The sequence below is a fragment of the Janthinobacterium sp. GW821-FHT03C10 genome, assembly GCF_059420865.1.
The window spans coordinates 513,653-533,598 of sequence record NZ_JBWKUN010000005.1; the positions used below are offsets into that span (position 1 = coordinate 513,653).

The window sequence follows — 19,946 nt, forward strand, 5'->3', positions numbered from 1 at the left end:
AAGTGGGGTTAAAACAACAATTGTTAATTGTTCTCTTTCCCGGCTGCGTCAAATGTGAGAAATTTGTAACATGCGTGAGAATGTGTGATCCTTTTACAAAAATGGTCAATGCAACGCATCGATTTATAAAACGAAAACAATATTTGAGGAGTAGTCTTGAAAAGTTTAGTGATGAGCAGTACACCCCGTTTGAAGAAAAGCACACTGGCAATAGCATTGACACTGGCCTTCTCCCCATACGCTGTGGCGCAAGAAGCTGCCGCACCCGCAGAAAAACTGCAACGCGTCGAAGTCACCGGCAGCAGCATCAAGCGTACCGAAGCTGAAACAGCCGGCTCGCTGCAGGTTCTGACCCGCGACGACATCGAGCGCACCGGCCAGACCACGGCGCTGGGCATCCTGAATTCCTCCGCTGCCATCAGCACCTCGATCGACTCGTCGAACAACAGTTCGGGCAGCTTTGCCACGGGCTCCTCGGGCGTGGGCATGCGTGGCCTGGGCAAGGTCGCGACCCTGGTGTTGGTTAACGGCCGCCGCATTGCGCAATACGGCCTGGCCGATGGCGCACAACAGAACTTCACCAACCTGGACGCGATCCCGGCTGCCGCCATCGAGCGCATCGAGATCCTGAAAGACGGCGCGTCGGCAATCTACGGTTCCGACGCCATCGCTGGCGTGATCAACATCATCCTGCTGAAGAACTTCGAAGGCGCCAAGATCACCGGCAACTACAAGGAAACCGAAGGCTTCAAAGACCAGCGCAGCCGCAACGTGTCCGGCATCGTCGGTTACGGCGATATCGACAAGGATGGTTTCAACACCTACCTGACGTACGAAGCTTACAAGAACGACGGTTACACCGCTGACGACCTGCGCGGCCACTATCCGGAATGGCACCGCCAGACCCCGGGCCGCTCGACCTGGGACGCCCTGAGCGCGTTCTCGCCAACCGGTAACTACTTCCTGAACAGCACGAACATCGTCGCCGCGCCAGGTTGCCCGGCCGACAAGATCGACCCGAAAGACAAGCTGTGCAAGATGGATGTCCTGCCATACACAGGCCTGACCACCAATGCCAAGCGCTATGCGCTGGCCAGCAACACGCATTTCCGCATCGGCAAGAACATCGACGCCAACTTCGAGATCACCAACGCCGGCGCCAGCAACGACTACATCGTCGCCCCGTTCAACGTCAGCAACGGTAGCGCCACCACGTCGCCGAGCACCTGGTACGACGCGATCAACGGCAAGATGGTCGGTCCATACTTCTATCCAAAATTGCCGGTTGGCCACGCCAACAACCCTTACGGCGTACCGGTGGAATACCGTGCCCGCATGATGGATACCGGTGAAGGCTTCAACTTCAACCGCACCGAGTCCGATCAGACGCGCGTCATGCTGAGCCTGAACGGCGACATCGGCAATTTCGACTGGAAATCCGCGGTCGGCTACATGAACTCGAAAGCCAACAAGGCCACCCGTGCCGTGAGCGCAACCGGCTACACCAATGCCATCGTCAACGGCACCTACAAGTTCGGCCAGCAAAACGATGCCGCGCTGCTGGAATCGATGTTCCCGGTGCGTACCACCAAGGGCGAGTCGAAGATCACCTTCATCGACGCGACCGTGTCCGGTGAAGTGGCGCAACTGCCTGCCGGTCCTTTGAATGTGGCATTCGGTACCGATATCCGTCGCGAAAAGTATGAAATGGCCAGCTCGGACAACGTGCTGCGTGGCGACCTGGTCGGCATCGCCGGCCTGCAAGTCAAAGACACCATGGATCACTACGCGCTGTTCGCCGAAGCGACCATTCCGGTGGTCAAGCGTGTGGAAGTGAGCGCAGCGGTACGTGCCGACAAGTCCACCAACAGCGACGTGCACTTCTCGCCGAAGCTGGGCTTGCGCGTCAACGCCACCGACACGCTGTTGCTGCGCGCTACGGCCGCTGGCGGCTTCCGCGCGCCTAACATCGTTGAAACCGGTAATGGCCTGGGCCGCAGCTCGTTCGCGACCAGCGTCAGCGATCCACGTCGTTGCTCGACTGCCAGCACCCTGAACAACCTGGTGCAGAACAATCCAGCAGCCACCACCGTCGACAAGGCGCAGGCGAATACCTTCCGCAACAGCGATTGCTCGGGCGGTGTGCCTAGCTTCGTGTCGGCGAACAAGGACCTGAAACCGGAAACCTCGCGTTCGATCACCGCTGGTTTCGTTTTCGAACCGGTCAAGAACTGGACCGTGGCACTGGACTACTACCATATCGAACGCAAGGACGAAATCGGTACCCGTGCCGTGGCCGACATCCTGCGCGGCGAAGCTGGCCTGCCAGCCGGACAGCTGGTGCGTGTCGATAACTCGGCTTCCGATGCACAATTCCTGGCACTGGTGAAAAAATACGCACCGGGCAATACCACCAACTTCGGCGGCGTTGGCGCGATCGGCTTGCTGTACAACCCATACGTCAACAGTGGCAAGACCCGTGCTTCGGGCTTCGACTTCGACGCGGGTGGCCGTTTCAACACCGGTATCGGCCAGGTTCGTTTGAAACTGGAAGGTAGCTACCTGTGGAAATACCAGGAATTCAGCGTGACCGACAATGCCTATGACACCAACCTGGCCGGTAACTATGACCTGGGTTCGCGTCTGAAAACCAAGCTGCGCGCCAGCCTGAAGACCGGCGAGTTCGACCACGGCATGACCCTGAACTACGCCAGCGGCTTTAGCAACGACAACCAGACTTCGCCAACCTACTGTGTTACCAACAAGGTTTCGGCTGAGAACATGGGTGTTTGCTCGCGCGTAGGCAGCAACACCACGGTCGACTACAACCTGTCGTACGGCGGCATCAAGAACACGCGTCTGAGCCTGTACATCGACAATCTGTTCGACAAGGCTGCACCGATTCAATGGCGCAAAGGCTACGCTGAATCGTTCCAGATGCGTCGTATCGGCGTAACGGCCAGCTACACCTTCCTCTGATCGGCGTCAGCTGATACCTCCACCGTCCGGCAGCGATGCCGGGCGTGTCAAAGACCAGGCCTCGTGCCTGGTTTTTTTTGCCTTGCCATCGAGGCACAGGGGGATATCGCTTTACAGTGCTGCGGCTGGACGATAAAGTTGCCGCATGCTTAACGCCCTCGATACCCACCTGTTAAATGCCGCCCCCCGTCACCGCTTGCGCGGCTGGCCGCGCTTGCTGACCGAGTTCCTGTATTTCGGCATCAAGGAGGCGAGGTCCTGTCTGTTCGTGGGGCTGTTTTTTGCCGCAGTCTTCCTGGTGCCGCGCGCCGGCCTGTTCGGCCTGCCGCGCTATGACGTGCTGCTGCTGGCGGCGCTGGCGATCCAGGGCGCGATGGTCTGGAGCGGGCTGGAAACGTGGGATGAATTGAAAGCCATCTGCCTGTTTCATGCGGTCGGCTTCGCGCTGGAGGTGTTCAAGGTGTCGGGCACGATACAGTCGTGGAGCTATCCCGACTTTGCCTACACCAAGGTGTTTGGCGTGCCCCTGTTTTCCGGCTTCATGTACGCCGCCGTCGGCAGCTACATCATCCAGACCTGGCGCCTGCTCGACATGCGGATCCGCCACCATCCGCCGTACTGGATGGCGGTGCTGATCGCGCTGCTGATCTACGCCAACTTCTTCACCCATCATTACATCGGCGACTACCGCTGGTATCTGGCTGCCTGCGCGCTGGGCTTGTATGCGCGCACCACCGTGGTGTTCCGGCCGCTCGACCGCGACCGCAGCATGCCCTTGCTGCTCGGTTTCGTGCTGGTCGGCTTCTTCATCTGGCTGGCCGAAAACATCAGCACCTTCTGGGGCGTGTGGCGCTATCCGAACCAGCTTGGCGCATGGTCGGTCGTGCATGTCAGCAAATGGAGTTCATGGTCGCTGCTGGTGGTGATGACGTTCACCATCGTGGCCCACCTCAAGCACATCAAGGCCCGTATCCACGTCGCCCAGCCTTAGGCCGGGCCCCGGGAGTCGCTTATTGCAAGGTGGCCGCCACCACGTCGAAGCGCGCGCCCAGTGCCGCCTGCGGGCCGCCTTGCAGCTGTTTGGCATACTGGCGCAGCACTTCCGCCGAATACGTGCGCGAGGCGGGCGACAACTTCGGCAGCAGCGGCAGCACGCGTTCCAGATAGCCCGTGCCTTCCTGCCACTTGCCTTGCGCGGCCAGCGCCGACGCCAGTTCCACCATGCGGCGGCCGATGCGCGCATCGCTGCGCGGCTGCGCTGCTTCTTCCGTGGCCAGCGCTTGCCGGTACAGTTGTTCCGCTTCCGCATTCTTGCCCTGCAAGCGCTTGATGCGGCCCAGGTTGTACTGGCGCTGCGAGAGGATGTCCGCGCTGGCCCCGGCCTGCTCGGCGCTGCGCAGCGCCTGTACGCAAGCCAGTTCCGCTTCGCCAAACTGGCCTTTGAGTTCGGCCGCGTTGCAGGCGTCGCGCTGTTCATTGGAGGTGGTGAGTGTCGCTGGCGCCGCGCAGGCGGCCAGCAGGCTGACAGCGCATAGCAGGCTGATGGTATGGTTCTTCATAGTCTCCTCGGACGGGTGTCAAACACGGTGTATCGGTGGAGTCATGCCGTGATAAATATACTCTAAGTTTTTTGGGCATGGGCGGCTTTTCGCCGGCGCACGCGATTGACGCCGGATTGACGCCGCTTGCGTGCTTCAGGGATACTCCGGGCTTGTCCATTAATGCGTGCCGCCGCCATGTCCAAGACTGTCCTGATCGTGGAAGATGAACAGGCGATTGCCGACAGCATCGCCTATGCCTTGCGCACGGACGGCTTTACGCCGCGCCATGTGATGCTGGGCGAGCACGCCCTGGCCGCGTTGCGCCCGACGCCCGGCGCAGCCGCGCCCTTGCCCGTTCTGGTGGTGCTCGACGTGGGCTTGCCCGACATGAGCGGGCTGGAAGTGTGCCGCCGGCTGCGCCAGTTTTCCGAGGTGCCGGTGATCTTCCTGACGGCCCGCAGCGATGAGATCGACCGTATCGTCGGCCTGGAAATCGGCGCCGATGATTACGTCACTAAACCGTTTTCGCCGCGCGAACTGGTGGCCCGCATCCGCGTCATCCTGCGCCGCGCAGGCGTCGCGCCAGTCCCGCGCGAGACTGGCATGACGATAGCCGCGCCTGTCGCCGCGGCCGCGCCGGCGCGCTTCGAGCTGCGTGCGCTGGAGGCGCGCGTGCTGTTTCACGGCCAGCCGCTGGACCTGACCCGCTATGAATACCTGTTGCTGAAGACCCTGCTCGAGCATCCGGGCCACGTGCTGTCGCGCGCGCAGCTGATGCAGCGCGTGTGGAGCGGGGCGCCCGACACGCTCGAGCGCACCGTCGATGCGCACGTCAAATCGCTGCGCGCCAAGCTGCGTGCCGTCGATGCGCAGGTCGACCCCATCCACACCCACCGTGGCCTCGGCTACAGCCTGGCCGGCGCATGAAGATCGGCCTGCGCATCCTGCTCGGCTACTTCCTGGTCGTGGGCCTGGCCGCATGGTTCCTGCTGAATGTCTTCATGGAACAGGTCAAGCCGGGCGTGCGCTCGACCCTGGAAGACACCCTGGTCGATACCTCGCAGCTGCTGGCCAGCCTGGTGGCGCCCGACGTGAAGGCGGGCACGCTGGCGCAGTCGCCCGTGGCCGGGCGCATGCAGGATTACGCGCGCCATGGTGTGGACGTCAATATCAATGGTGTGCGCAAGCGCACGCTCGACTACCGCATCACCATCACGGACCGGCACGGCATCGTGCTGTTCGATTCCAGCGGGCGCGATGTGGGGCGCGACTATTCGCGCTGGAATGACGTGTATCTGACCTTGCAGGGCAAGTACGGCGCGCGCAGCACGCGCAGCCGGCCTGACGACGAGATGTCGACGGTGATGCACGTGGCCGCGCCGATTCGCGACGGCAATGAGGTGATCGGCGTGCTGACGGTGGCCAAGCCGAACGCCAGCGTGCAAGCGTTTGTCGAGCGCAGCCAGCGCAAGATCCTGCAGCGCGGCGCCGTGCTGTTGCTGCTGTCGCTGCTGATCGGCCTGGCGTTCGCCTGGTGGCTGCACCAAGCGCTGGGCAAGCTGATGCACTACATCGGCGACGTGGAAGCGGGGCGCAAGGTGGCGCTGCCGGCGCTGGGCAAGAATGAGATCGGCACCCTGGGGCGGGCGCTGGAAGCGATGCGCACGCGCCTGGAAGGCAAGGAATACGTGGAGCAGCTGATGCACACGCTGGCGCATGAATTGAAAAGCCCGATCGCCGCCATCCAGGCCTCGGCCGAGCTGCTGCAGGAAGACATGCCGCCGGCCGAACGCCGTCAGTTTCTGGTTAGTATCCTGGAACAGAATGCGCGCCAGCGGCAGCTGATCGACAAGCTGCTGGCCCTGGTGCGCGTGGAAAAGCAGCAGCGCCTGGAACACCCCGAGCGCATCGCGCTGGCGCCCCTGCTGGCGCAAGTGGCGCAGGATGCGGCCGCCACGCTGGCGGCGCGCGGCGTGCGCCTGCGGCTGCAGTGCGACGAGTTGAGCGTGGCCGGCGATGCCTTGCTGCTGCGCCAGGCGCTGGGCAACCTGCTCGACAACGCGGCCGGCTTTGCGCCGCCTGGCAGCGGCATCGACCTGACGGCGCATCGCCAGGGCAGCCAGGTGGAAATTGCCGTGCGCGACCGCGGTGCAGGCATTCCCGCGTATGCGCTGGAACGCGTCTTCGAACGCTTCTATTCCCTGCCGCGCCCGGCCGCCGGCAAGAGCACGGGCCTGGGCCTGCCCTTCGTGCGCGAGGTCGCTTCCTTGCATGGCGGCACGGTCGAGGTGCTCAATCATCCGGACGGCGGCGCCTGCGCGCGCCTGTGCCTGCCGTTGGTGTAGCACATTTTATTTGCCGGCTTCACACAGACTGCATCGTCAGCGCATACAGCTTTTTTACACTGGCCCCCTTACTTCAAGGATGCGCCATGCAAAAAACTCTGTTAGTCAAAGCGTTGATCGTGTTCGGCCTGATGCTGCTGATCGGCCTGCCTTTGCTGATGATTCAGGAAACGATCAAGGAGCGGATGGAATTCCGCCAGGAAGCAGTCAACAGCATCGCCGCCGATTCGGTGCGCGAACAAACCATCATCGGCCCCATTCTGGTGGTCCCCTACACGGAGCAGTATGAAGAGCGCGTGGAGGTGGCCAAGGGTGATGACAAGGAAGTGAAAGCGCCCGTACGCACGGAGTTGTTGCACCGCACGGTGCAGCGCCGCCTGCTTGTCTACCCGAACAATTTACTGCTCAACGGTAACATCGACACGGACCGCCGCTACCGCGGCATCCACCAGGTGCTGGTCTACAGCGGCCAGCACGCGTTCAAGGGCGACTTCACGGTGCCGGCCGGCAGCCAGCTGCCGCGCAAGTCGCCGGATTCGCGCGTGACCCTGGGGGCGCCGTTCGTGGCCCTGTCCATCGAGGACGTGCGCGGTATCCGCAACATCCCGAAAATCGACTGGGGCGGCCAGAAGATCGAGTTCGAGCAGGGCAGCGACCTGTTTGCCTTCCGCAGCGGCCTGCATGCGCCGCTGGGCGCCATGCCGCTGGCGGCGCCGCAGCAGGTGCATTTCAGCTTTGACCTGGGCCTCGATGGCATCGAACGCCAGCACTTCGTGCCGGTGGCGAAAAACAGTCAGATCAGCATCAAGTCGAACTGGCCCCATCCGCAGTTTGGCGGACGCTTCCTGCCGTCGCCGAAATTCCGCCAAATCAACGCCGATGGTTTTCAGGTCGAGTGGAGCATCTCCTCGCTGGCCACCAATGCGCAAACGCAACTGAGCACGATCGAGGGTGAATTCAAGGTGCCCGACAGCGCGCCGCTGGGTCAGATCGACCGCTTCAGCGTGGGCTTCATCGAGCCGGTGAACGTGTATTCGCAATCGGACCGGGCCACCAAATATGGCTTGCTGTTCGTGGCGCTGACCTTTGCCGCCTTCTTCATCTTTGAAATCCTGAAAAGCCTGCCGATCCACCCGGTGCAGTATCTGCTGGTCGGGCTGTCGCTGGTGATCTTCTTCCTGCTGCTGGTGGGCCTGGCGGAACACATCGCCTTCCTGGCCGCCTACCTGATCGCCAGCGCCGCCTGTATCGTGCTGACCAGCTTTTATCTGGCGCACGTGCTGCACAACGCCTGGCGCGGCATTGGCTTCGGCGTGGGGCTGACCATGCTGTATGGCGCCCTGTATGGCTTGCTGAGCTCGGAAAACAATGCGCTGGTGATGGGCAGCATCCTGTTGTTCGCCGTGCTGGCAGTCATCATGGTGGCGACGCGCAAGGTGGACTGGTATCAGATTGGCAAAGGAGCACCGCAAGAGTAAGGCCTAACCGGGTGCCATGCGCCACCTTCCAGCCGGCCCGGACAGCGAAATGCCCGGGCTGGCTTTTGTATTTTGGGCAGGCAGGGTGCGGCATCATAAATTGGTAGTTGGTTGGTATTGTTTACGGTATTCTATTGGCATTGTTTTTTAAGTAATGGCGGGCGCCGCGGCATCCGTCCGGGGCGGCGTGAGGATGGCATGCCGCGCTGGTTGTTTGTCCATCTGATAAACGGAGATGCAATATGATCAAAAAGACGATGGTTTTTCTGTTTGCGCTGGGCCTGAGCGCCTCGTATGCGTTTGCTGCCGGCGATGTGACGCAGTGCTATAGCGAGTGCGGGCAAAAAGTGGCGAATTGCCGGGCGCACCTCGGCGGCAGCCCGATCTGCGAGGATCTGTACCAGCATTGCCTGATCAACTGCCAGCAATAAGTTTTCCGGGCGCCACGCCCAGGATGTGTGGAGCAGGGCGCGCATGCCATGGCGCGCCCTGCGTGTTTCTGGCATCGCCCGCGAGGCCGCATGCCGCCGTGCTTTGCGCCCGTGAGCTTGCCTTGCGGCAGCGTTTTTCAGGCGCGCCGGCAACTCCCGCAGGGGCGTCGCGCAACACTTTGACATACCTCGTGTTAACTTGTTGCGTCAAGGGTTTTTGTGCTATATACTAGCCGGCTTCGGTATGGATTCGTCTTTTTTGAGTCCTACGTTACTTTGTAGTTAAACAAGCCCCGCCCAATCGCAGGTGGGAATGGAGAAAAAATGAGCCTAGGCCTTCTCGGTCGCAAGGTTGGTATGATGCGCATTTTCACGGATGAAGGGGATTCGATTCCTGTCACCGTGTTGGACGTATCGAACAACCGTGTTGCGCAAATCAAAACCCCTGAAACAGATGGCTACTCCGCTGTTCAGGTCGCATTCGGTCAACGTCGCGCTTCCCGCGTGACCAAAGCTGTTGCTGGTCATCACGCTAAAGCTGGTGTTGAAGCCGGTACTCTGTTGAAAGAGTTCCGTGTCGACGCTGCCAAAGCCGCTGAACTGAAAGCTGGCGATGTTGTCGCTGCTTCCCTGTTCGAAGTCGGTCAAAAGATCGACGTGCAAGGCGTTACCATCGGTAAAGGCTATGCAGGCGTTATCAAACGTTACCACTTCGCTTCCGGCCGTCAAACGCACGGTAACTCGCGTTCGCATAACGTTCCAGGTTCCATCGGTATGGCACAAGATCCAGGTCGCGTTTTCCCTGGTAAGCGCATGACCGGTCATCTGGGTGACGTTAACCGTACGATCCAGAACCTCGTGATCGCCCGTATCGATGCCGACCGTCAGCTGTTGCTGGTCAAAGGCGCGATTCCAGGTGCGAAAAATGGCCAGGTAGTTGTCTCGCCAGCCATCAAAACCAAAGCCAAGAAGGGAGCTTAAACGATGGAACTCAAGCTTCTGAATGCGCAAGGTCAAGCCGCCTCGAACGTTGCTGCAGCCGATACGATTTTCGGCCGTGACTACAATGAAGCGCTGATCCACCAAGTCGTCATCGCTTATCAAGCGAATGCACGTAGTGGTAACCGCAAGCAAAAAGACCGTGAAGAAGTTCACCACACGACGAAAAAGCCATGGCGCCAAAAAGGTACCGGCCGCGCGCGTGCTGGTATGTCGTCGTCGCCACTGTGGCGCGGCGGTGGTCGGATTTTCCCGAACTCGCCTGACGAAAACTTCACCCACAAAGTGAACAAAAAAATGTATCGCGCAGGTATCTGCTCGATCCTGTCGCAGCTGGCTCGCGAAGAGCGCCTGATCGTCATCGACGATCTGACGATCGACGCGCCAAAAACCAAGCTGCTGTCGCAAAAATTGAACGGCCTGGGCTTTGATTCGGTTCTGATCATCACCGACGTTCTGAACGAAAACCTGGAACTGGCATCGCGCAACCTGCCTAACGTACTCGTCGTTGAGCCACGTCACGCAGATCCGATGTCCCTGGTGTTCTACAAGAAGATCCTGGTCACCAAAGCTGCATTGGCCAAGATTGAGGAGATGCTGGCATGAGCGCGATTTTGAAACATAGCGAAGAACGCTTGATGAAGGTGCTGTTGGCGCCCGTGATTTCCGAAAAGGCCACCATGGTCGCGGAAAAGAACGAGCAAATTGTATTCCGCGTACTGCCGGATGCAACCAAGCCTGAAATCAAGGCAGCGGTCGAACTGCTGTTCAAGGTTGAAGTTCTGTCCGTGCAAACTGCAAACCGCGAAGGTAAGCAAAAACGCACCGGCAAGTTCAACGGTCGTCGTAACCATACCAAGCGTGCTTTCGTGTGCCTGAAGCCTGGCCAGGAAATCAACTTCTCCGAGGAGGCTGCATAATGGCACTCGTTAAGATGAAACCAACCTCGCCAGGCCGTCGCGGCATGGTGAAGGTGGTGAATGCCGACCTGTACAAAGGTCGTCCGTTCGCTGCCCTGGTTGAAAAGAAATCCAAGACCGCTGGTCGTAACAACAACGGTCACATCACCACCCGTCATATCGGTGGTGGTCATAAGCAACACTACCGCTTGATCGACTTCAAGCGCACCAAAGATGGTATTCCAGCGAAAGTGGAACGTATCGAATACGATCCAAACCGCACCGCGAATATCGCTCTGTTGTGCTACGCCGACGGCGAACGTCACTACATCATCGCAACCAAAGGCATGGCCGTTGGCGACAGCGTGATGAACGGTTCGGAAGCGCCGATCAAATCGGGTAACTGCTTGCCAATCCGTAACATCCCAGTCGGTACCGTGATGCATTGCGTTGAAATGCTGCCAGGTAAAGGTGCCCAAATGGCACGTACCGCCGGCGCTGGCGTCGTGCTGATGGCGCGTGAAGGTACCTACGCTCAAGTGCGTCTGCGCTCGGGTGAAGTACGTCGCGTGCACATCGAGTGCCGTGCAACGGTTGGTGAAGTCGGCAATGCCGAGCACAGCCTGCGTAAGATCGGTAAAGCTGGCGCGATGCGCTGGCGCGGTGTTCGTCCTACCGTTCGCGGTGTGGTCATGAACCCGGTCGATCACCCGCACGGTGGTGGTGAAGGTAAAACAGCAGCTGGTCGTCATCCAGTTTCGCCTTGGGGCCAACAGACTAAGGGTAAGAAGACACGCAGCAACAAGCGTACTACTTCCATGATCGTCTCGCGCCGCGGCAAGAAATAAGGGGTAGCACATGACACGTTCATTGAAAAAAGGGCCGTTCTGTGACGCCCACCTGGTGAAAAAAGTTGAAGCCGCGCAAGCAGCCAAAGACAAAAAGCCAATCAAAACCTGGTCGCGTCGTTCGACAATCATGCCTGACTTTATCGGCCTGACGATCGCGGTGCATAACGGCAAGCTGCACGTGCCGGTTTATGTTTCCGAAAACATGGTTGGTCACAAGCTCGGCGAATTCGCACTGACCCGTACGTTCAAGGGCCATGCAGCTGACAAAAAGGCTAAGAAATAATGGAAACTAAAGCTATCCTCAAAGGTGTGCGCCTGTCGGACCAAAAGGGCCGCCTGGTTGCTGACCTGATCCGTGGCAAGAAAGTTGACGCTGCACTCAACATCTTGCAATTCAGCCCGAAAAAAGGTGCTGCGATCATCAAACGCGTTCTGGAATCCGCTATTGCGAATGCCGAGCACAATGATGGCGCGGACATCGACGAATTGTTCGTGAAAACGATCTACGTCGAAAAGGGCCCGGTCCTGAAGCGCTTCACCGCGCGTGCAAAAGGCCGTGGCGACCGTATTTCGAAACAATCCTGTCACGTTTACGTGACTGTCGGTAACTAAGGAGCCACGATGGGTCAGAAAATTCATCCAACCGGTTTCCGTCTGGCGGTCACCCGTAACTGGGCTTCGCGCTGGTATGCAGGCAACGGTAATTTCGCTGCCATGCTGAACGAAGACTTGAAAGCACGTGCTTACCTGAAAAAGAAACTGAAGAACGCTTCCGTTGGCCGCATCGTTATCGAGCGCCCAGCCAAGAACGCGCGCTTCACGATCTACAGCTCGCGTCCAGGCGTGGTCATTGGTAAAAAAGGCGAAGACATCGAAGTACTGAAGTCGGCGCTGACCAAGATCATGGGCGTACCTGTTCACGTGAACATCGAAGAAATTCGCAAGCCTGAAATCGACTCGCAACTGATCGCCGATTCGATCTCGCAGCAGCTGGAAAAACGGATCATGTTCCGCCGCGCCATGAAGCGTGCAATGCAAAATGCAATGCGCCTGGGTGCTCTCGGTATCAAGATCATGTCGTCCGGCCGTCTGAACGGTATCGAAATCGCGCGTAAAGAGTGGTACCGCGAAGGCCGCGTGCCTCTGCATACCCTGCGCGCCGATATCGACTACGGTACCAGCGAAGCGTCGACCACCTACGGCATCATCGGTGTCAAGGTGTGGGTATACAAGGGTGACCGCGCGCCGAACGGCGATGCACCAGTCATCGATACCCCAGCTGACGAGAAGAAAAGCCGCGGCCCACGCCGTGACGATGGCAAGCCAGCTGGCCGTCCACGTCCAGCCGGTGCCGGTGCGAAACCATCCACAGCACCAGGTGCACGTGTGCGTACCGCCGCTAAACCGGCCGCCGCAGCAGCACCAGCTGAGAAAGCAGGAGAATAATCATGCTGCAACCAGCACGCAGAAAGTATCGTAAAGAGCAGAAAGGCCGTAATACCGGTATTTCGCACAGCCGCGGCACCGCCGTGTCGTTTGGCGAATTCGGTCTGAAGGCAGTTGCGCGCGGTCGTATCACTGCGCGTCAAATTGAAGCGGCGCGTCGTGCAATGACGCGTCACATCAAGCGCGGTGGCCGTATCTGGATCCGTATTTTCCCGGACAAACCGATTTCGAACAAACCGGCTGAAGTCCGTATGGGTAACGGTAAGGGTAATCCTGAGTACTACGTCGCTGAAATTCAGCCAGGCAAAGTACTGTACGAAATGGATGGCGTTGATGAAGCGCTGGCACGGGAAGCATTCCGTCTTGCCGCCGCTAAACTGCCACTGGCGACGACGTTTGTCATCCGCCAAGTCGGCCAATAATTGGAGTTGTATATGAAAGCATCTGAACTCCGCGGCAAGGACCAGCCAGCTCTGCAAAAAGAGCTGAATGACCTGTTGAAGGCACAGTTCGGCCTGCGCATGCAAATCGCTACGCAGCAGCTGAGCAACACTTCGCAGCTCAAGAAGGTACGCCGCGATATCGCGCGTGTGAAGACGGTAATGAATCTGAAGGAAGCCAAATGAACGAACCAGTGAAACAGTCGCTCAAGCGCACGCTGATCGGTAAAGTGGTTTCGGACAAGATGGACAAGACCGTTACCGTTCTGATCGAGCGCCACGTAAAACATCCTTTGTATGGCAAGATCATCATGCGCTCGAACAAGTATCACGCGCATGACGAGACCAACCAAGTCAAGGCCGGTGATACGGTCGAGATCCAGGAAGGTCGCCCGATCTCCAAAACGAAGGCATGGACGGTGACACGTGTGGTTCAAGCCGCACCAACCGTTTAAATAAAAACCACCGTTTCGGCGGTGGGTTTTAATTAGTACTTGCAGGCCCGCAAATTGTATGTAATACTTGCGGGCTTCGTTCATGTAACGCCGCAAAGTGTCTGGCCACAGACAGTAGCATTCGCGGTCAGTTGATGTATGAAGGTCATGCACCCAAACAGTGAAGCCCAGCAGGGCGGCTCTGGCGGGACCAAGACTGACCGTGGGTCTACATTGTGTGGATTCTTCGGCTTAAGTTGGGAAAGAGAATACTATGATTCAAACTGAAAGCCGGCTCGAAGTGGCTGACAATACCGGTGCCAAAGAAGTAATGTGCATCAAGGTATTGGGCGGCTCCAAGCGCCGTTATGCTGGCATTGGCGATGTGATCAAGGTAACCGTCAAGGTTGCTGCGCCACGTGGCCGTGTCAAAAAAGGTGAAATTTATAACGCCGTGGTTGTGCGCACCGCTAAAGGTGTTCGCCGCCAAGACGGTTCCCTGGTGAAGTTCGACGGCAATGCCGCCGTTCTGTTGAACGCCAAGCTGGAACCGATCGGTACCCGTATTTTTGGACCTGTCACGCGCGAACTGCGCACTGAGAAGTTCATGAAAATCGTGTCCCTGGCACCGGAAGTCCTGTAAGGAGTCGTAATGGATAAGATTCGTAAAAACGACGAAGTCATCGTTCTGACCGGGAAAGACAAGGGCAAACGTGGTGTGGTACAGCAGCGTATCGATGCTGAACATATCGTGGTTGACGGCATTAACATCGCTAAAAAAGCGACTAAGCCAAACCCGATGACTGGCGTAACTGGTGGTATCGTCGATAAGACCATGCCAATTCACGTGTCCAACGTTGCATTGTTCAATGCAGCGACTGGCAAGGCAGATCGCGTGGGTTTCAAAGAAGTGGATGGCAAAAAAGTCCGCGTCTTTAAATCCTCCGGCGAAGTAGTGAAGGCTTAAGAAATCATGGCACGTCTCCAAGAATTCTATAAAGAAAAAGTCGTTGCCGACCTGACCAGCAAGTTTGGTTACAAGTCGGTAATGGAAGTTCCACGCCTGACCAAGATCACCCTGAACATGGGTGTTGGTGAGGCTATCGCGGATAAAAAAGTTCTCGAGCACGCAGTTGCTGACTTGACCAAGATCGCCGGCCAGAAGCCAGTGACCACCAAGTCCCGCAAAGCGATCGCAGGCTTCAAAATCCGTGAAGGTTACCCGATCGGTACGATGGTCACCCTGCGCGGCGCTCGCATGTACGAGTTCCTGGATCGCTTCATTACCGTGGCTCTGCCGCGCGTACGCGATTTCCGTGGTGTGAACGGCCGTGCATTTGATGGTCGTGGCAACTACAACATCGGTGTCAAGGAACAGATCATTTTCCCTGAAATCGAATACGACAAGATTGACGCGTTGCGCGGTATGAATATCAGCATCACGACAACCGCTAAGACCGATGACGAAGCCAAAGCTTTGCTCGCCGCCTTTAAATTCCCTTTCAGGAACTGATCATGGCCAAACTGTCACTGATTAATCGTGAGATCAAGCGTGCTGACCTGGTGGCGAAATTCGCCCCTAAGCGCGAAGCTCTCAAGGCCATCGTCGATGACCAATCGAAATCGGAAGAAGAGCGCTACGAAGCTCGCCTGAAACTGCAGGCGCTGCCACGTAACTCGAACCCGACGCGTCAACGTAACCGTTGCGCCATCACCGGTCGTCCGCGCGGCACATTCCGTAAATTCGGTCTGGGTCGTATCAAGCTCCGTGAATTCGCCATGCGTGGTGAAATTCCGGGTATGACAAAAGCAAGCTGGTAATAGGAGAATATGCAATGAGTATGAGCGATCCTATCGCCGATATGCTGACCCGCATTCGCAACGCACAAGGCGTGCAAAAAACGACCGTGGCCATGCCATCGTCGAAAGTCAAAATTGCGATTGCCAACGTCCTGAAGGACGAGGGTTACATTGAAGATTTCGCTGTTGCCGAAGCTGGTGGCAAGGCGGAACTGAAGATCGGTTTGAAGTATTATGTTGGCCGTCCCGTTATTGAGCGCTTGGAGCGCGTGTCCCGTCCGGGTCTGCGCGTCTACAAGGGTAAAGACGAGATCCCTGTTGTGATGAATGGCTTGGGTGTGGCGATCGTGTCGACTCCGCAAGGCGTCATGACTGACCGCAAAGCACGCGCTACCGGTGTCGGCGGCGAAGTTATTTGCTACGTGGCTTAAGGAGTTACACATGTCTCGAGTAGCTAAAATGCCTATCGTAGTGCCAGCTGGCGCCGAAGTCGCCATCTCCGCACAAGCGATCACCGTAAAAGGCCCGCTGGGCGTACTTTCCCAGGCCCTCAACGGTCTGGTCAAAGTGGAAAACAATGCAGGAACCCTGAGTTTCGACGTGGCGAACGACAGCCGCGAAGCCAATGCCATGTCCGGCACGCTGCGCGCACTGGTCAACAACATGGTTGTTGGCGTCACCAAGGGTTTCGAGAAAAAGCTGAACCTGGTAGGCGTGGGTTACAAGGCGCAAGCTCAAGGCGACAAGCTGAATCTGTCCCTGGGTTTTTCGCACCCTGTAGTGCATGACATGCCAACCGGCGTTACCTGCGCAACACCAACCCCGACCGAGATCCTGATTAAAGGTATCGACCGTCAACAGGTTGGCCAGGTAGCCGCTGAAGTTCGTGCTTACCGCGCTCCTGAGCCTTATAAAGGCAAGGGCGTTCGCTATGCGGACGAAGTGGTTAAGCTTAAAGAAACCAAGAAGAAGTAATTAGGGGCTGACGATGGATAAGAAAGAATCACGGCTTCGCCGCGGACGCCAAACCCGCATCAAGATTGCGGAATTGAAAGTAAATCGCTTGTCGGTGCATCGCACCAACCTGCACATTTACGCCAACCTGATCAGCCCGGACGCTAAAGTCCTGGTTTCGGCCTCGACGGCTGAAGCGGAAGTTCGCGCTGAACTGGCAGGCCAATCCGGCAAAGGCGGCAATGCCGCTGCTGCAGCCTTGATCGGCAAGCGCGTCGCTGAAAAAGCGTTGAAAGCAGGAATTACCGAAGTTGCGTTCGACCGCTCCGGTTTCCGTTACCACGGCCGTGTGAAAGCGTTGGCAGAAGCCGCACGCGAAGCCGGTCTGAAGTTCTAAGGATCAATCATGGCAAAAATGCAAGCAAAAATGCAAAGCGACAAGCCGGATGATGGCATGCGCGAAAAAATGATCGCGATCAACCGCGTGACCAAAGTGGTCAAGGGTGGTCGTATCATGGGTTTCGCCGCGCTGACCGTAGTTGGTGATGGCGATGGCCGCGTCGGCATGGGCAAGGGCAAATCGAAAGAAGTGCCAGTGGGCGTGCAGAAGGCAATGGAAGAAGCCCGTCGCAACCTGATCAAAGTACCGCTCAAAAACGGTACCTTGCATCACACGGTTGTTGGTCGTCACGGCGCCTCCAAGGTCCTGATGAACCCAGCCAAGCCGGGTACTGGCGTTATCGCTGGTGGCGCAATGCGCGCTATCTTCGAAGTGATGGGCGTGACGGACGTGGTGGCGAAATCCACCGGTTCGAACAACCCATACAACCTGGTACGCGCTACGCTGGACGGCCTGTCGAAAATGAGCACTGCTTCCGATATCGCTGCCAAGCGCGGCAAGTCGGTCGAAGACATTCTGGCTTAAGGTGGACAAAATGACAAACACAGTCAAAGTGCAATTGGTCAAGGGCTTGATCGGTACGCGCGAATCGCATCGCGCTACCGTGCGCGGTCTGGGTCTGCGTCGTGTAAATTCGGTTTCCGAATTGCAAGACACCCCATCCGTACGCGGCATGATCAATAAAGTATCGTATCTCGTTAAAGTTGTCGGGTAAGCCTTCGGGCTTACACGAACGGAGCAAATCATGGAATTGAATACTATTGCACCAGCCGAAGGCGCTAAGCACTACAAGCGTCGCGTCGGTCGCGGTATCGGCTCCGGCCTGGGTAAAACCTCGGGTCGTGGTCACAAAGGTCAGAAATCGCGTTCGGGCGGCTTTCATAAAGTCGGTTTCGAAGGCGGTCAGATGCCTCTGCAACGCCGTCTGCCTAAGCGCGGTTTCAAATCGATGCACGCCACCTTCAAAGCTGAAGTGCGTCTGTCCGATCTGAACAACCTGGCTGTTGGCGATGTCGACATTCTGGTCTTGAAGCAAGCTGGCGTTCTGGGCGTGTTGGCCCGTGACGTGCGCGTGATCTTGTCCGGCGAAATCACCAAAGCGGTGAATTTGAAGGGCTTGAAAGTGTCCGCTGGCGCGAAAGCCGCCATCGAAGCAGCCGGCGGCTCGGTAGCCTGAGTTGACCGCTAACAGCTTGATCGGAGCGAAAATTGGCGACTAATCCACAACTTGCTAAAAGTGCAGCGGCCGGTTTCCCTTGGGGACGGCTCTGGTTTTTGCTTGGCGCATTGGTGGTTTATCGTATCGGTGCTCACGTCCCGGTTCCCGGGATTGACCCGACACAATTAGCCTCGCTGTTCAAGGAGCACGAAGGCGGCGTCCTGGGCATGTTCAACATGTTCTCGGGCGGTGCCTTGTCTCGTTTTACAGTGTTTGCGCTGGGTATCATGCCTTATATCTCGGCCTCGATCATCATGCAATTGCTGTCGATCGTGTCACCGCAGATGGAAGCGTTGAAAAAAGAAGGCGAAGCAGGTCGTCGCAAGATCACCCAGTACACCCGGTATTTCACGGTTGCCCTGGCACTGTTCCAAGCGTTAGGCATTGCAGTCGCACTGGAGTCGCAAGCTGGTCTGGTGTTGGAACCTGGTCTTGCATTCCGCTTCGTGACGGTCGTCACTTTGTTGACCGGAACAATGTTTTTGATGTGGTTGGGTGAGCAAATTACCGAGCGTGGCTTGGGGAATGGCATCTCGATCATCATTTTTGCCGGGATTGCAGCAGGTCTGCCGTCGGCGTTGGGTGGTTTGTTCACCCAGGTGTCGAATGGTTCGATCGGCAGCTTCAGCGCGATTTTCATCGTGATCCTGGTAGCACTGGTAACGTACTTCGTCGTATTCGTCGAACGTGGTCAGCGCAAAATATTGGTCAATTACGCGAAGCGCCAGGTAGGCAACAAGATTTATGGCGGTCAAACCAGCCATTTGCCGTTGAAGCTGAACATGGCCGGCGTGATCCCGCCGATCTTTGCTTCTTCGATCATCTTGTTCCCGGCCACTATCGTGGACTGGTTTTCAAAGGGCGCCGACAACGCTAACCCTGCGGTGCGGTTCTTGAAAGATTTGGCAGCATCGATGGGGCCTGGTGAGCCTATCCATGCGCTGTTGTACGCAGTGGCGATCGTGTTTTTCTGTTTCTTCTATACAGCGCTGGTATTTAACAGCAAGGAAACAGCGGATAACTTGAAGAAAAGCGGTGCGTTCATTCCCGGGATCCGTCCAGGCGAGCAGACAGCCCGTTACATCGACAAGATCCTGACACGCTTGACACTTGCCGGCGCAGTCTACATCACCCTGGTGTGTTTATTGCCGGAATTTATGCAAGCCCAGTGGAAAGTACCATTCTATTTCGGCGGTACTTCTTTATTGATTATTGTAGTTGTCACCATGGATTTCATGGCGCAAGTACAGAACTACGTGATGTCGCAGCAATATGATTCGCTGCTGCGCAAAGCAAATTTCAAGGGCGGAATTCCGACGCGTTAAGCGCGGTAAACATACCGAATGGCAAAAGACGACGTCATACAGATGCAGGGCGAGATTCTTGAGAATCTCCCAAATGCAACATTTCGAGTGAAGCTGGAGAACGGACACGTGGTGCTCGGGCATATTTCAGGTAAAATGCGGATGAATTATATTCGCATTCTCCCTGGAGACAAGGTGACGGTGGAGTTAACGCCGTACGACCTGAGCCGAGCCCGCATTGTGTTCCGTACCAAGTAACACACTGAATCAAACCAAAGAAGCGAAAGAAAGAGCCCAAAAATGAAAGTTCTCGCATCAGTCAAGCGGATCTGCCGCAACTGCAAGATCATCAAGCGCAAAGGCGTAGTCCGCGTTATCTGCGTGGAACCACGTCACAAGCAGCGTCAAGGTTAATCGAGGAATAAC

The 19,946-nt window shown here is 57.4% G+C and carries 30 protein-coding genes; 29 read left to right on the forward strand and 1 reads right to left on the reverse strand.

Annotation, left to right across the window (positions count from 1 at the left end; translation table 11 throughout):
• The first annotated feature begins 171 nt into the window (after positions 1 to 171).
• A complete protein-coding gene (locus tag AC07VH_RS19360) occupies positions 172 to 2,979 on the forward strand; it encodes a TonB-dependent receptor plug domain-containing protein (protein WP_494787463.1) in 2,808 nt (935 codons plus the stop codon).
• A gap of 145 nt (positions 2,980 to 3,124) precedes the next feature.
• Positions 3,125 to 3,970, forward strand: coding sequence for a DUF817 domain-containing protein (locus AC07VH_RS19365; protein ID WP_494787462.1), 846 nt, complete (start codon positions 3,125 to 3,127; stop codon positions 3,968 to 3,970).
• Positions 3,971 to 3,989: 19 nt separating this feature from the next.
• Here the strand turns inward: AC07VH_RS19365 and AC07VH_RS19370 are convergent, their stop codons facing one another.
• Positions 3,990 to 4,538 (reverse strand): tetratricopeptide repeat protein, encoded by a 549-nt coding sequence (locus AC07VH_RS19370; protein WP_494787461.1) that lies wholly within the window; start codon positions 4,536 to 4,538, stop codon positions 3,990 to 3,992.
• Positions 4,539 to 4,715: 177 nt separating this feature from the next.
• Between AC07VH_RS19370 and creB the strand changes: the two genes are divergently transcribed.
• The 27 genes from creB to rpmJ all read left to right on the forward strand — a co-directional run bounded on the left by creB (position 4,716) and on the right by rpmJ (position 19,934).
• The gene (creB, locus tag AC07VH_RS19375) at positions 4,716 to 5,447 is read left to right on the forward strand and encodes a two-component system response regulator CreB (protein ID WP_489629145.1); all 732 of its coding nucleotides are present in this window, start codon (positions 4,716 to 4,718) and stop codon (positions 5,445 to 5,447) included.
• The gene (gene creC / locus AC07VH_RS19380; protein WP_494787460.1) at positions 5,444 to 6,865 is read left to right on the forward strand and encodes a two-component system sensor histidine kinase CreC; all 1,422 of its coding nucleotides are present in this window, start codon (positions 5,444 to 5,446) and stop codon (positions 6,863 to 6,865) included. Before creB ends, creC begins: the two co-directional genes overlap by 4 nt.
• Positions 6,866 to 6,951: 86 nt before the next feature.
• A complete protein-coding gene (creD, locus tag AC07VH_RS19385) occupies positions 6,952 to 8,343 on the forward strand; it encodes a cell envelope integrity protein CreD (RefSeq protein ID WP_494787459.1) in 1,392 nt (463 codons plus the stop codon).
• Between the two features lie 242 nt (positions 8,344 to 8,585).
• Positions 8,586 to 8,774 (forward strand): hypothetical protein, encoded by a 189-nt coding sequence (locus AC07VH_RS19390; RefSeq protein WP_475413739.1) that lies wholly within the window; start codon positions 8,586 to 8,588, stop codon positions 8,772 to 8,774.
• A gap of 324 nt (positions 8,775 to 9,098) precedes the next feature.
• Entirely contained in the window at positions 9,099 to 9,755 is a 657-nt protein-coding gene (gene rplC, locus AC07VH_RS19395) for a 50S ribosomal protein L3 (RefSeq protein WP_076565200.1), read from the forward strand.
• Between the two features lie 3 nt (positions 9,756 to 9,758).
• Positions 9,759 to 10,379 (forward strand): 50S ribosomal protein L4, encoded by a 621-nt coding sequence (rplD, locus tag AC07VH_RS19400; RefSeq protein WP_034753197.1) that lies wholly within the window; start codon positions 9,759 to 9,761, stop codon positions 10,377 to 10,379.
• Positions 10,376 to 10,693 (forward strand): 50S ribosomal protein L23, encoded by a 318-nt coding sequence (rplW, locus tag AC07VH_RS19405; protein ID WP_010394398.1) that lies wholly within the window; start codon positions 10,376 to 10,378, stop codon positions 10,691 to 10,693. Before rplD ends, rplW begins: the two co-directional genes overlap by 4 nt.
• On the forward strand, positions 10,693 to 11,520 hold the full coding sequence (rplB, locus tag AC07VH_RS19410) for a 50S ribosomal protein L2 (RefSeq protein ID WP_034753198.1): 828 nt from the start codon (positions 10,693 to 10,695) through the stop codon (positions 11,518 to 11,520). The genes rplW and rplB overlap by 1 nt, the downstream gene beginning before the upstream one ends.
• Before the next feature lie 10 nt (positions 11,521 to 11,530).
• On the forward strand, positions 11,531 to 11,806 hold the full coding sequence (gene rpsS / locus AC07VH_RS19415; protein ID WP_008444295.1) for a 30S ribosomal protein S19: 276 nt from the start codon (positions 11,531 to 11,533) through the stop codon (positions 11,804 to 11,806).
• The gene (gene rplV / locus AC07VH_RS19420; protein ID WP_170840583.1) at positions 11,803 to 12,135 is read left to right on the forward strand and encodes a 50S ribosomal protein L22; all 333 of its coding nucleotides are present in this window, start codon (positions 11,803 to 11,805) and stop codon (positions 12,133 to 12,135) included. Before rpsS ends, rplV begins: the two co-directional genes overlap by 4 nt.
• A 9-nt stretch (positions 12,136 to 12,144) precedes the next feature.
• Entirely contained in the window at positions 12,145 to 12,969 is an 825-nt protein-coding gene (gene rpsC, locus AC07VH_RS19425) for a 30S ribosomal protein S3 (RefSeq protein WP_092718261.1), read from the forward strand.
• A gap of 2 nt (positions 12,970 to 12,971) precedes the next feature.
• A complete protein-coding gene (gene rplP / locus AC07VH_RS19430) occupies positions 12,972 to 13,391 on the forward strand; it encodes a 50S ribosomal protein L16 (RefSeq protein WP_034753201.1) in 420 nt (139 codons plus the stop codon).
• A 12-nt stretch (positions 13,392 to 13,403) separates the two neighbouring features.
• Positions 13,404 to 13,595: a 50S ribosomal protein L29 gene (gene rpmC, locus AC07VH_RS19435; protein ID WP_010394412.1), complete on the forward strand. Its 192-nt coding sequence runs from the start codon at positions 13,404 to 13,406 to the stop codon at positions 13,593 to 13,595.
• Positions 13,592 to 13,864, forward strand: coding sequence for a 30S ribosomal protein S17 (rpsQ, locus tag AC07VH_RS19440; RefSeq protein WP_010394415.1), 273 nt, complete (start codon positions 13,592 to 13,594; stop codon positions 13,862 to 13,864). Before rpmC ends, rpsQ begins: the two co-directional genes overlap by 4 nt.
• 253 nt (positions 13,865 to 14,117) lie before the next feature.
• On the forward strand, positions 14,118 to 14,486 hold the full coding sequence (rplN, locus tag AC07VH_RS19445; protein ID WP_008444317.1) for a 50S ribosomal protein L14: 369 nt from the start codon (positions 14,118 to 14,120) through the stop codon (positions 14,484 to 14,486).
• A gap of 9 nt (positions 14,487 to 14,495) precedes the next feature.
• Positions 14,496 to 14,810: a 50S ribosomal protein L24 gene (rplX, locus tag AC07VH_RS19450; RefSeq protein ID WP_010394419.1), complete on the forward strand. Its 315-nt coding sequence runs from the start codon at positions 14,496 to 14,498 to the stop codon at positions 14,808 to 14,810.
• A 6-nt stretch (positions 14,811 to 14,816) separates the two neighbouring features.
• A complete protein-coding gene (gene rplE / locus AC07VH_RS19455; protein ID WP_010394421.1) occupies positions 14,817 to 15,356 on the forward strand; it encodes a 50S ribosomal protein L5 in 540 nt (179 codons plus the stop codon).
• Positions 15,357 to 15,358: 2 nt separating this feature from the next.
• A complete protein-coding gene (gene rpsN, locus AC07VH_RS19460) occupies positions 15,359 to 15,664 on the forward strand; it encodes a 30S ribosomal protein S14 (protein WP_010394423.1) in 306 nt (101 codons plus the stop codon).
• Between the two features lie 14 nt (positions 15,665 to 15,678).
• Complete coding sequence (gene rpsH / locus AC07VH_RS19465; RefSeq protein WP_071325662.1) at positions 15,679 to 16,074, forward strand: 30S ribosomal protein S8; 396 nt, start codon at positions 15,679 to 15,681, stop codon at positions 16,072 to 16,074.
• A gap of 10 nt (positions 16,075 to 16,084) precedes the next feature.
• Positions 16,085 to 16,618, forward strand: a complete 534-nt coding sequence (rplF, locus tag AC07VH_RS19470) for a 50S ribosomal protein L6 (RefSeq protein WP_475413740.1) — start codon at positions 16,085 to 16,087, stop codon at positions 16,616 to 16,618.
• A 13-nt stretch (positions 16,619 to 16,631) separates the two neighbouring features.
• Positions 16,632 to 16,994 carry a 50S ribosomal protein L18 gene (gene rplR / locus AC07VH_RS19475; protein WP_010394431.1) on the forward strand — a complete coding sequence of 121 codons (363 nt, stop codon included), beginning with the start codon at positions 16,632 to 16,634 and terminating at the stop codon, positions 16,992 to 16,994.
• Positions 16,995 to 17,003: 9 nt separating this feature from the next.
• On the forward strand, positions 17,004 to 17,522 hold the full coding sequence (gene rpsE, locus AC07VH_RS19480) for a 30S ribosomal protein S5 (protein WP_010394433.1): 519 nt from the start codon (positions 17,004 to 17,006) through the stop codon (positions 17,520 to 17,522).
• Between the two features lie 10 nt (positions 17,523 to 17,532).
• Positions 17,533 to 17,712, forward strand: coding sequence for a 50S ribosomal protein L30 (gene rpmD, locus AC07VH_RS19485; protein ID WP_010394435.1), 180 nt, complete (start codon positions 17,533 to 17,535; stop codon positions 17,710 to 17,712).
• A 30-nt stretch (positions 17,713 to 17,742) separates the two neighbouring features.
• Positions 17,743 to 18,174: a 50S ribosomal protein L15 gene (gene rplO / locus AC07VH_RS19490; protein WP_034753211.1), complete on the forward strand. Its 432-nt coding sequence runs from the start codon at positions 17,743 to 17,745 to the stop codon at positions 18,172 to 18,174.
• 32 nt (positions 18,175 to 18,206) lie between these two features.
• Positions 18,207 to 19,541, forward strand: a complete 1,335-nt coding sequence (secY, locus tag AC07VH_RS19495; protein WP_010394438.1) for a preprotein translocase subunit SecY — start codon at positions 18,207 to 18,209, stop codon at positions 19,539 to 19,541.
• 18 nt (positions 19,542 to 19,559) lie between these two features.
• The gene (gene infA / locus AC07VH_RS19500; protein WP_005663428.1) at positions 19,560 to 19,778 is read left to right on the forward strand and encodes a translation initiation factor IF-1; all 219 of its coding nucleotides are present in this window, start codon (positions 19,560 to 19,562) and stop codon (positions 19,776 to 19,778) included.
• A 42-nt stretch (positions 19,779 to 19,820) separates the two neighbouring features.
• Positions 19,821 to 19,934 (forward strand): 50S ribosomal protein L36, encoded by a 114-nt coding sequence (rpmJ, locus tag AC07VH_RS19505; RefSeq protein ID WP_010394471.1) that lies wholly within the window; start codon positions 19,821 to 19,823, stop codon positions 19,932 to 19,934.
• Positions 19,935 to 19,946: the final 12 nt, after the last annotated feature.

Excerpts from the sequence above, each read along its gene's own strand:
- AC07VH_RS19360 (WP_494787463.1), top strand. The coding sequence starts at position 172 with ATGAGCAGTACACCCCGTTTGAAGAAAAGCACACTGGCAATAGCATTG.
- AC07VH_RS19365 (WP_494787462.1), top strand. The coding sequence starts at position 3,125 with ATGCTTAACGCCCTCGATACCCACCTGTTAAATGCCGCCCCCCGTCAC.
- AC07VH_RS19370 (WP_494787461.1), bottom strand. The coding sequence starts at position 4,538 with ATGAAGAACCATACCATCAGCCTGCTATGCGCTGTCAGCCTGCTGGCC.
- creB (WP_489629145.1), top strand. The coding sequence starts at position 4,716 with ATGTCCAAGACTGTCCTGATCGTGGAAGATGAACAGGCGATTGCCGAC.
- creC (WP_494787460.1), top strand. The coding sequence starts at position 5,444 with ATGAAGATCGGCCTGCGCATCCTGCTCGGCTACTTCCTGGTCGTGGGC.
- creD (WP_494787459.1), top strand. The coding sequence starts at position 6,952 with ATGCAAAAAACTCTGTTAGTCAAAGCGTTGATCGTGTTCGGCCTGATG.
- AC07VH_RS19390 (WP_475413739.1), top strand. The coding sequence starts at position 8,586 with ATGATCAAAAAGACGATGGTTTTTCTGTTTGCGCTGGGCCTGAGCGCC.
- rplC (WP_076565200.1), top strand. The coding sequence starts at position 9,099 with ATGAGCCTAGGCCTTCTCGGTCGCAAGGTTGGTATGATGCGCATTTTC.
- rplD (WP_034753197.1), top strand. The coding sequence starts at position 9,759 with ATGGAACTCAAGCTTCTGAATGCGCAAGGTCAAGCCGCCTCGAACGTT.
- rplW (WP_010394398.1), top strand. The coding sequence starts at position 10,376 with ATGAGCGCGATTTTGAAACATAGCGAAGAACGCTTGATGAAGGTGCTG.
- rplB (WP_034753198.1), top strand. The coding sequence starts at position 10,693 with ATGGCACTCGTTAAGATGAAACCAACCTCGCCAGGCCGTCGCGGCATG.
- rpsS (WP_008444295.1), top strand. The coding sequence starts at position 11,531 with ATGACACGTTCATTGAAAAAAGGGCCGTTCTGTGACGCCCACCTGGTG.
- rpsC (WP_092718261.1), top strand. The coding sequence starts at position 12,145 with ATGGGTCAGAAAATTCATCCAACCGGTTTCCGTCTGGCGGTCACCCGT.
- rplP (WP_034753201.1), top strand. The coding sequence starts at position 12,972 with ATGCTGCAACCAGCACGCAGAAAGTATCGTAAAGAGCAGAAAGGCCGT.
- rpmC (WP_010394412.1), top strand. The coding sequence starts at position 13,404 with ATGAAAGCATCTGAACTCCGCGGCAAGGACCAGCCAGCTCTGCAAAAA.
- rpsQ (WP_010394415.1), top strand. The coding sequence starts at position 13,592 with ATGAACGAACCAGTGAAACAGTCGCTCAAGCGCACGCTGATCGGTAAA.
- rplN (WP_008444317.1), top strand. The coding sequence starts at position 14,118 with ATGATTCAAACTGAAAGCCGGCTCGAAGTGGCTGACAATACCGGTGCC.
- rplX (WP_010394419.1), top strand. The coding sequence starts at position 14,496 with ATGGATAAGATTCGTAAAAACGACGAAGTCATCGTTCTGACCGGGAAA.
- rplE (WP_010394421.1), top strand. The coding sequence starts at position 14,817 with ATGGCACGTCTCCAAGAATTCTATAAAGAAAAAGTCGTTGCCGACCTG.
- rpsN (WP_010394423.1), top strand. The coding sequence starts at position 15,359 with ATGGCCAAACTGTCACTGATTAATCGTGAGATCAAGCGTGCTGACCTG.
- rpsH (WP_071325662.1), top strand. The coding sequence starts at position 15,679 with ATGAGTATGAGCGATCCTATCGCCGATATGCTGACCCGCATTCGCAAC.
- rplF (WP_475413740.1), top strand. The coding sequence starts at position 16,085 with ATGTCTCGAGTAGCTAAAATGCCTATCGTAGTGCCAGCTGGCGCCGAA.
- rplR (WP_010394431.1), top strand. The coding sequence starts at position 16,632 with ATGGATAAGAAAGAATCACGGCTTCGCCGCGGACGCCAAACCCGCATC.
- rpsE (WP_010394433.1), top strand. The coding sequence starts at position 17,004 with ATGGCAAAAATGCAAGCAAAAATGCAAAGCGACAAGCCGGATGATGGC.
- rpmD (WP_010394435.1), top strand. The coding sequence starts at position 17,533 with ATGACAAACACAGTCAAAGTGCAATTGGTCAAGGGCTTGATCGGTACG.
- rplO (WP_034753211.1), top strand. The coding sequence starts at position 17,743 with ATGGAATTGAATACTATTGCACCAGCCGAAGGCGCTAAGCACTACAAG.
- infA (WP_005663428.1), top strand. The coding sequence starts at position 19,560 with ATGGCAAAAGACGACGTCATACAGATGCAGGGCGAGATTCTTGAGAAT.
- rpmJ (WP_010394471.1), top strand. The coding sequence starts at position 19,821 with ATGAAAGTTCTCGCATCAGTCAAGCGGATCTGCCGCAACTGCAAGATC.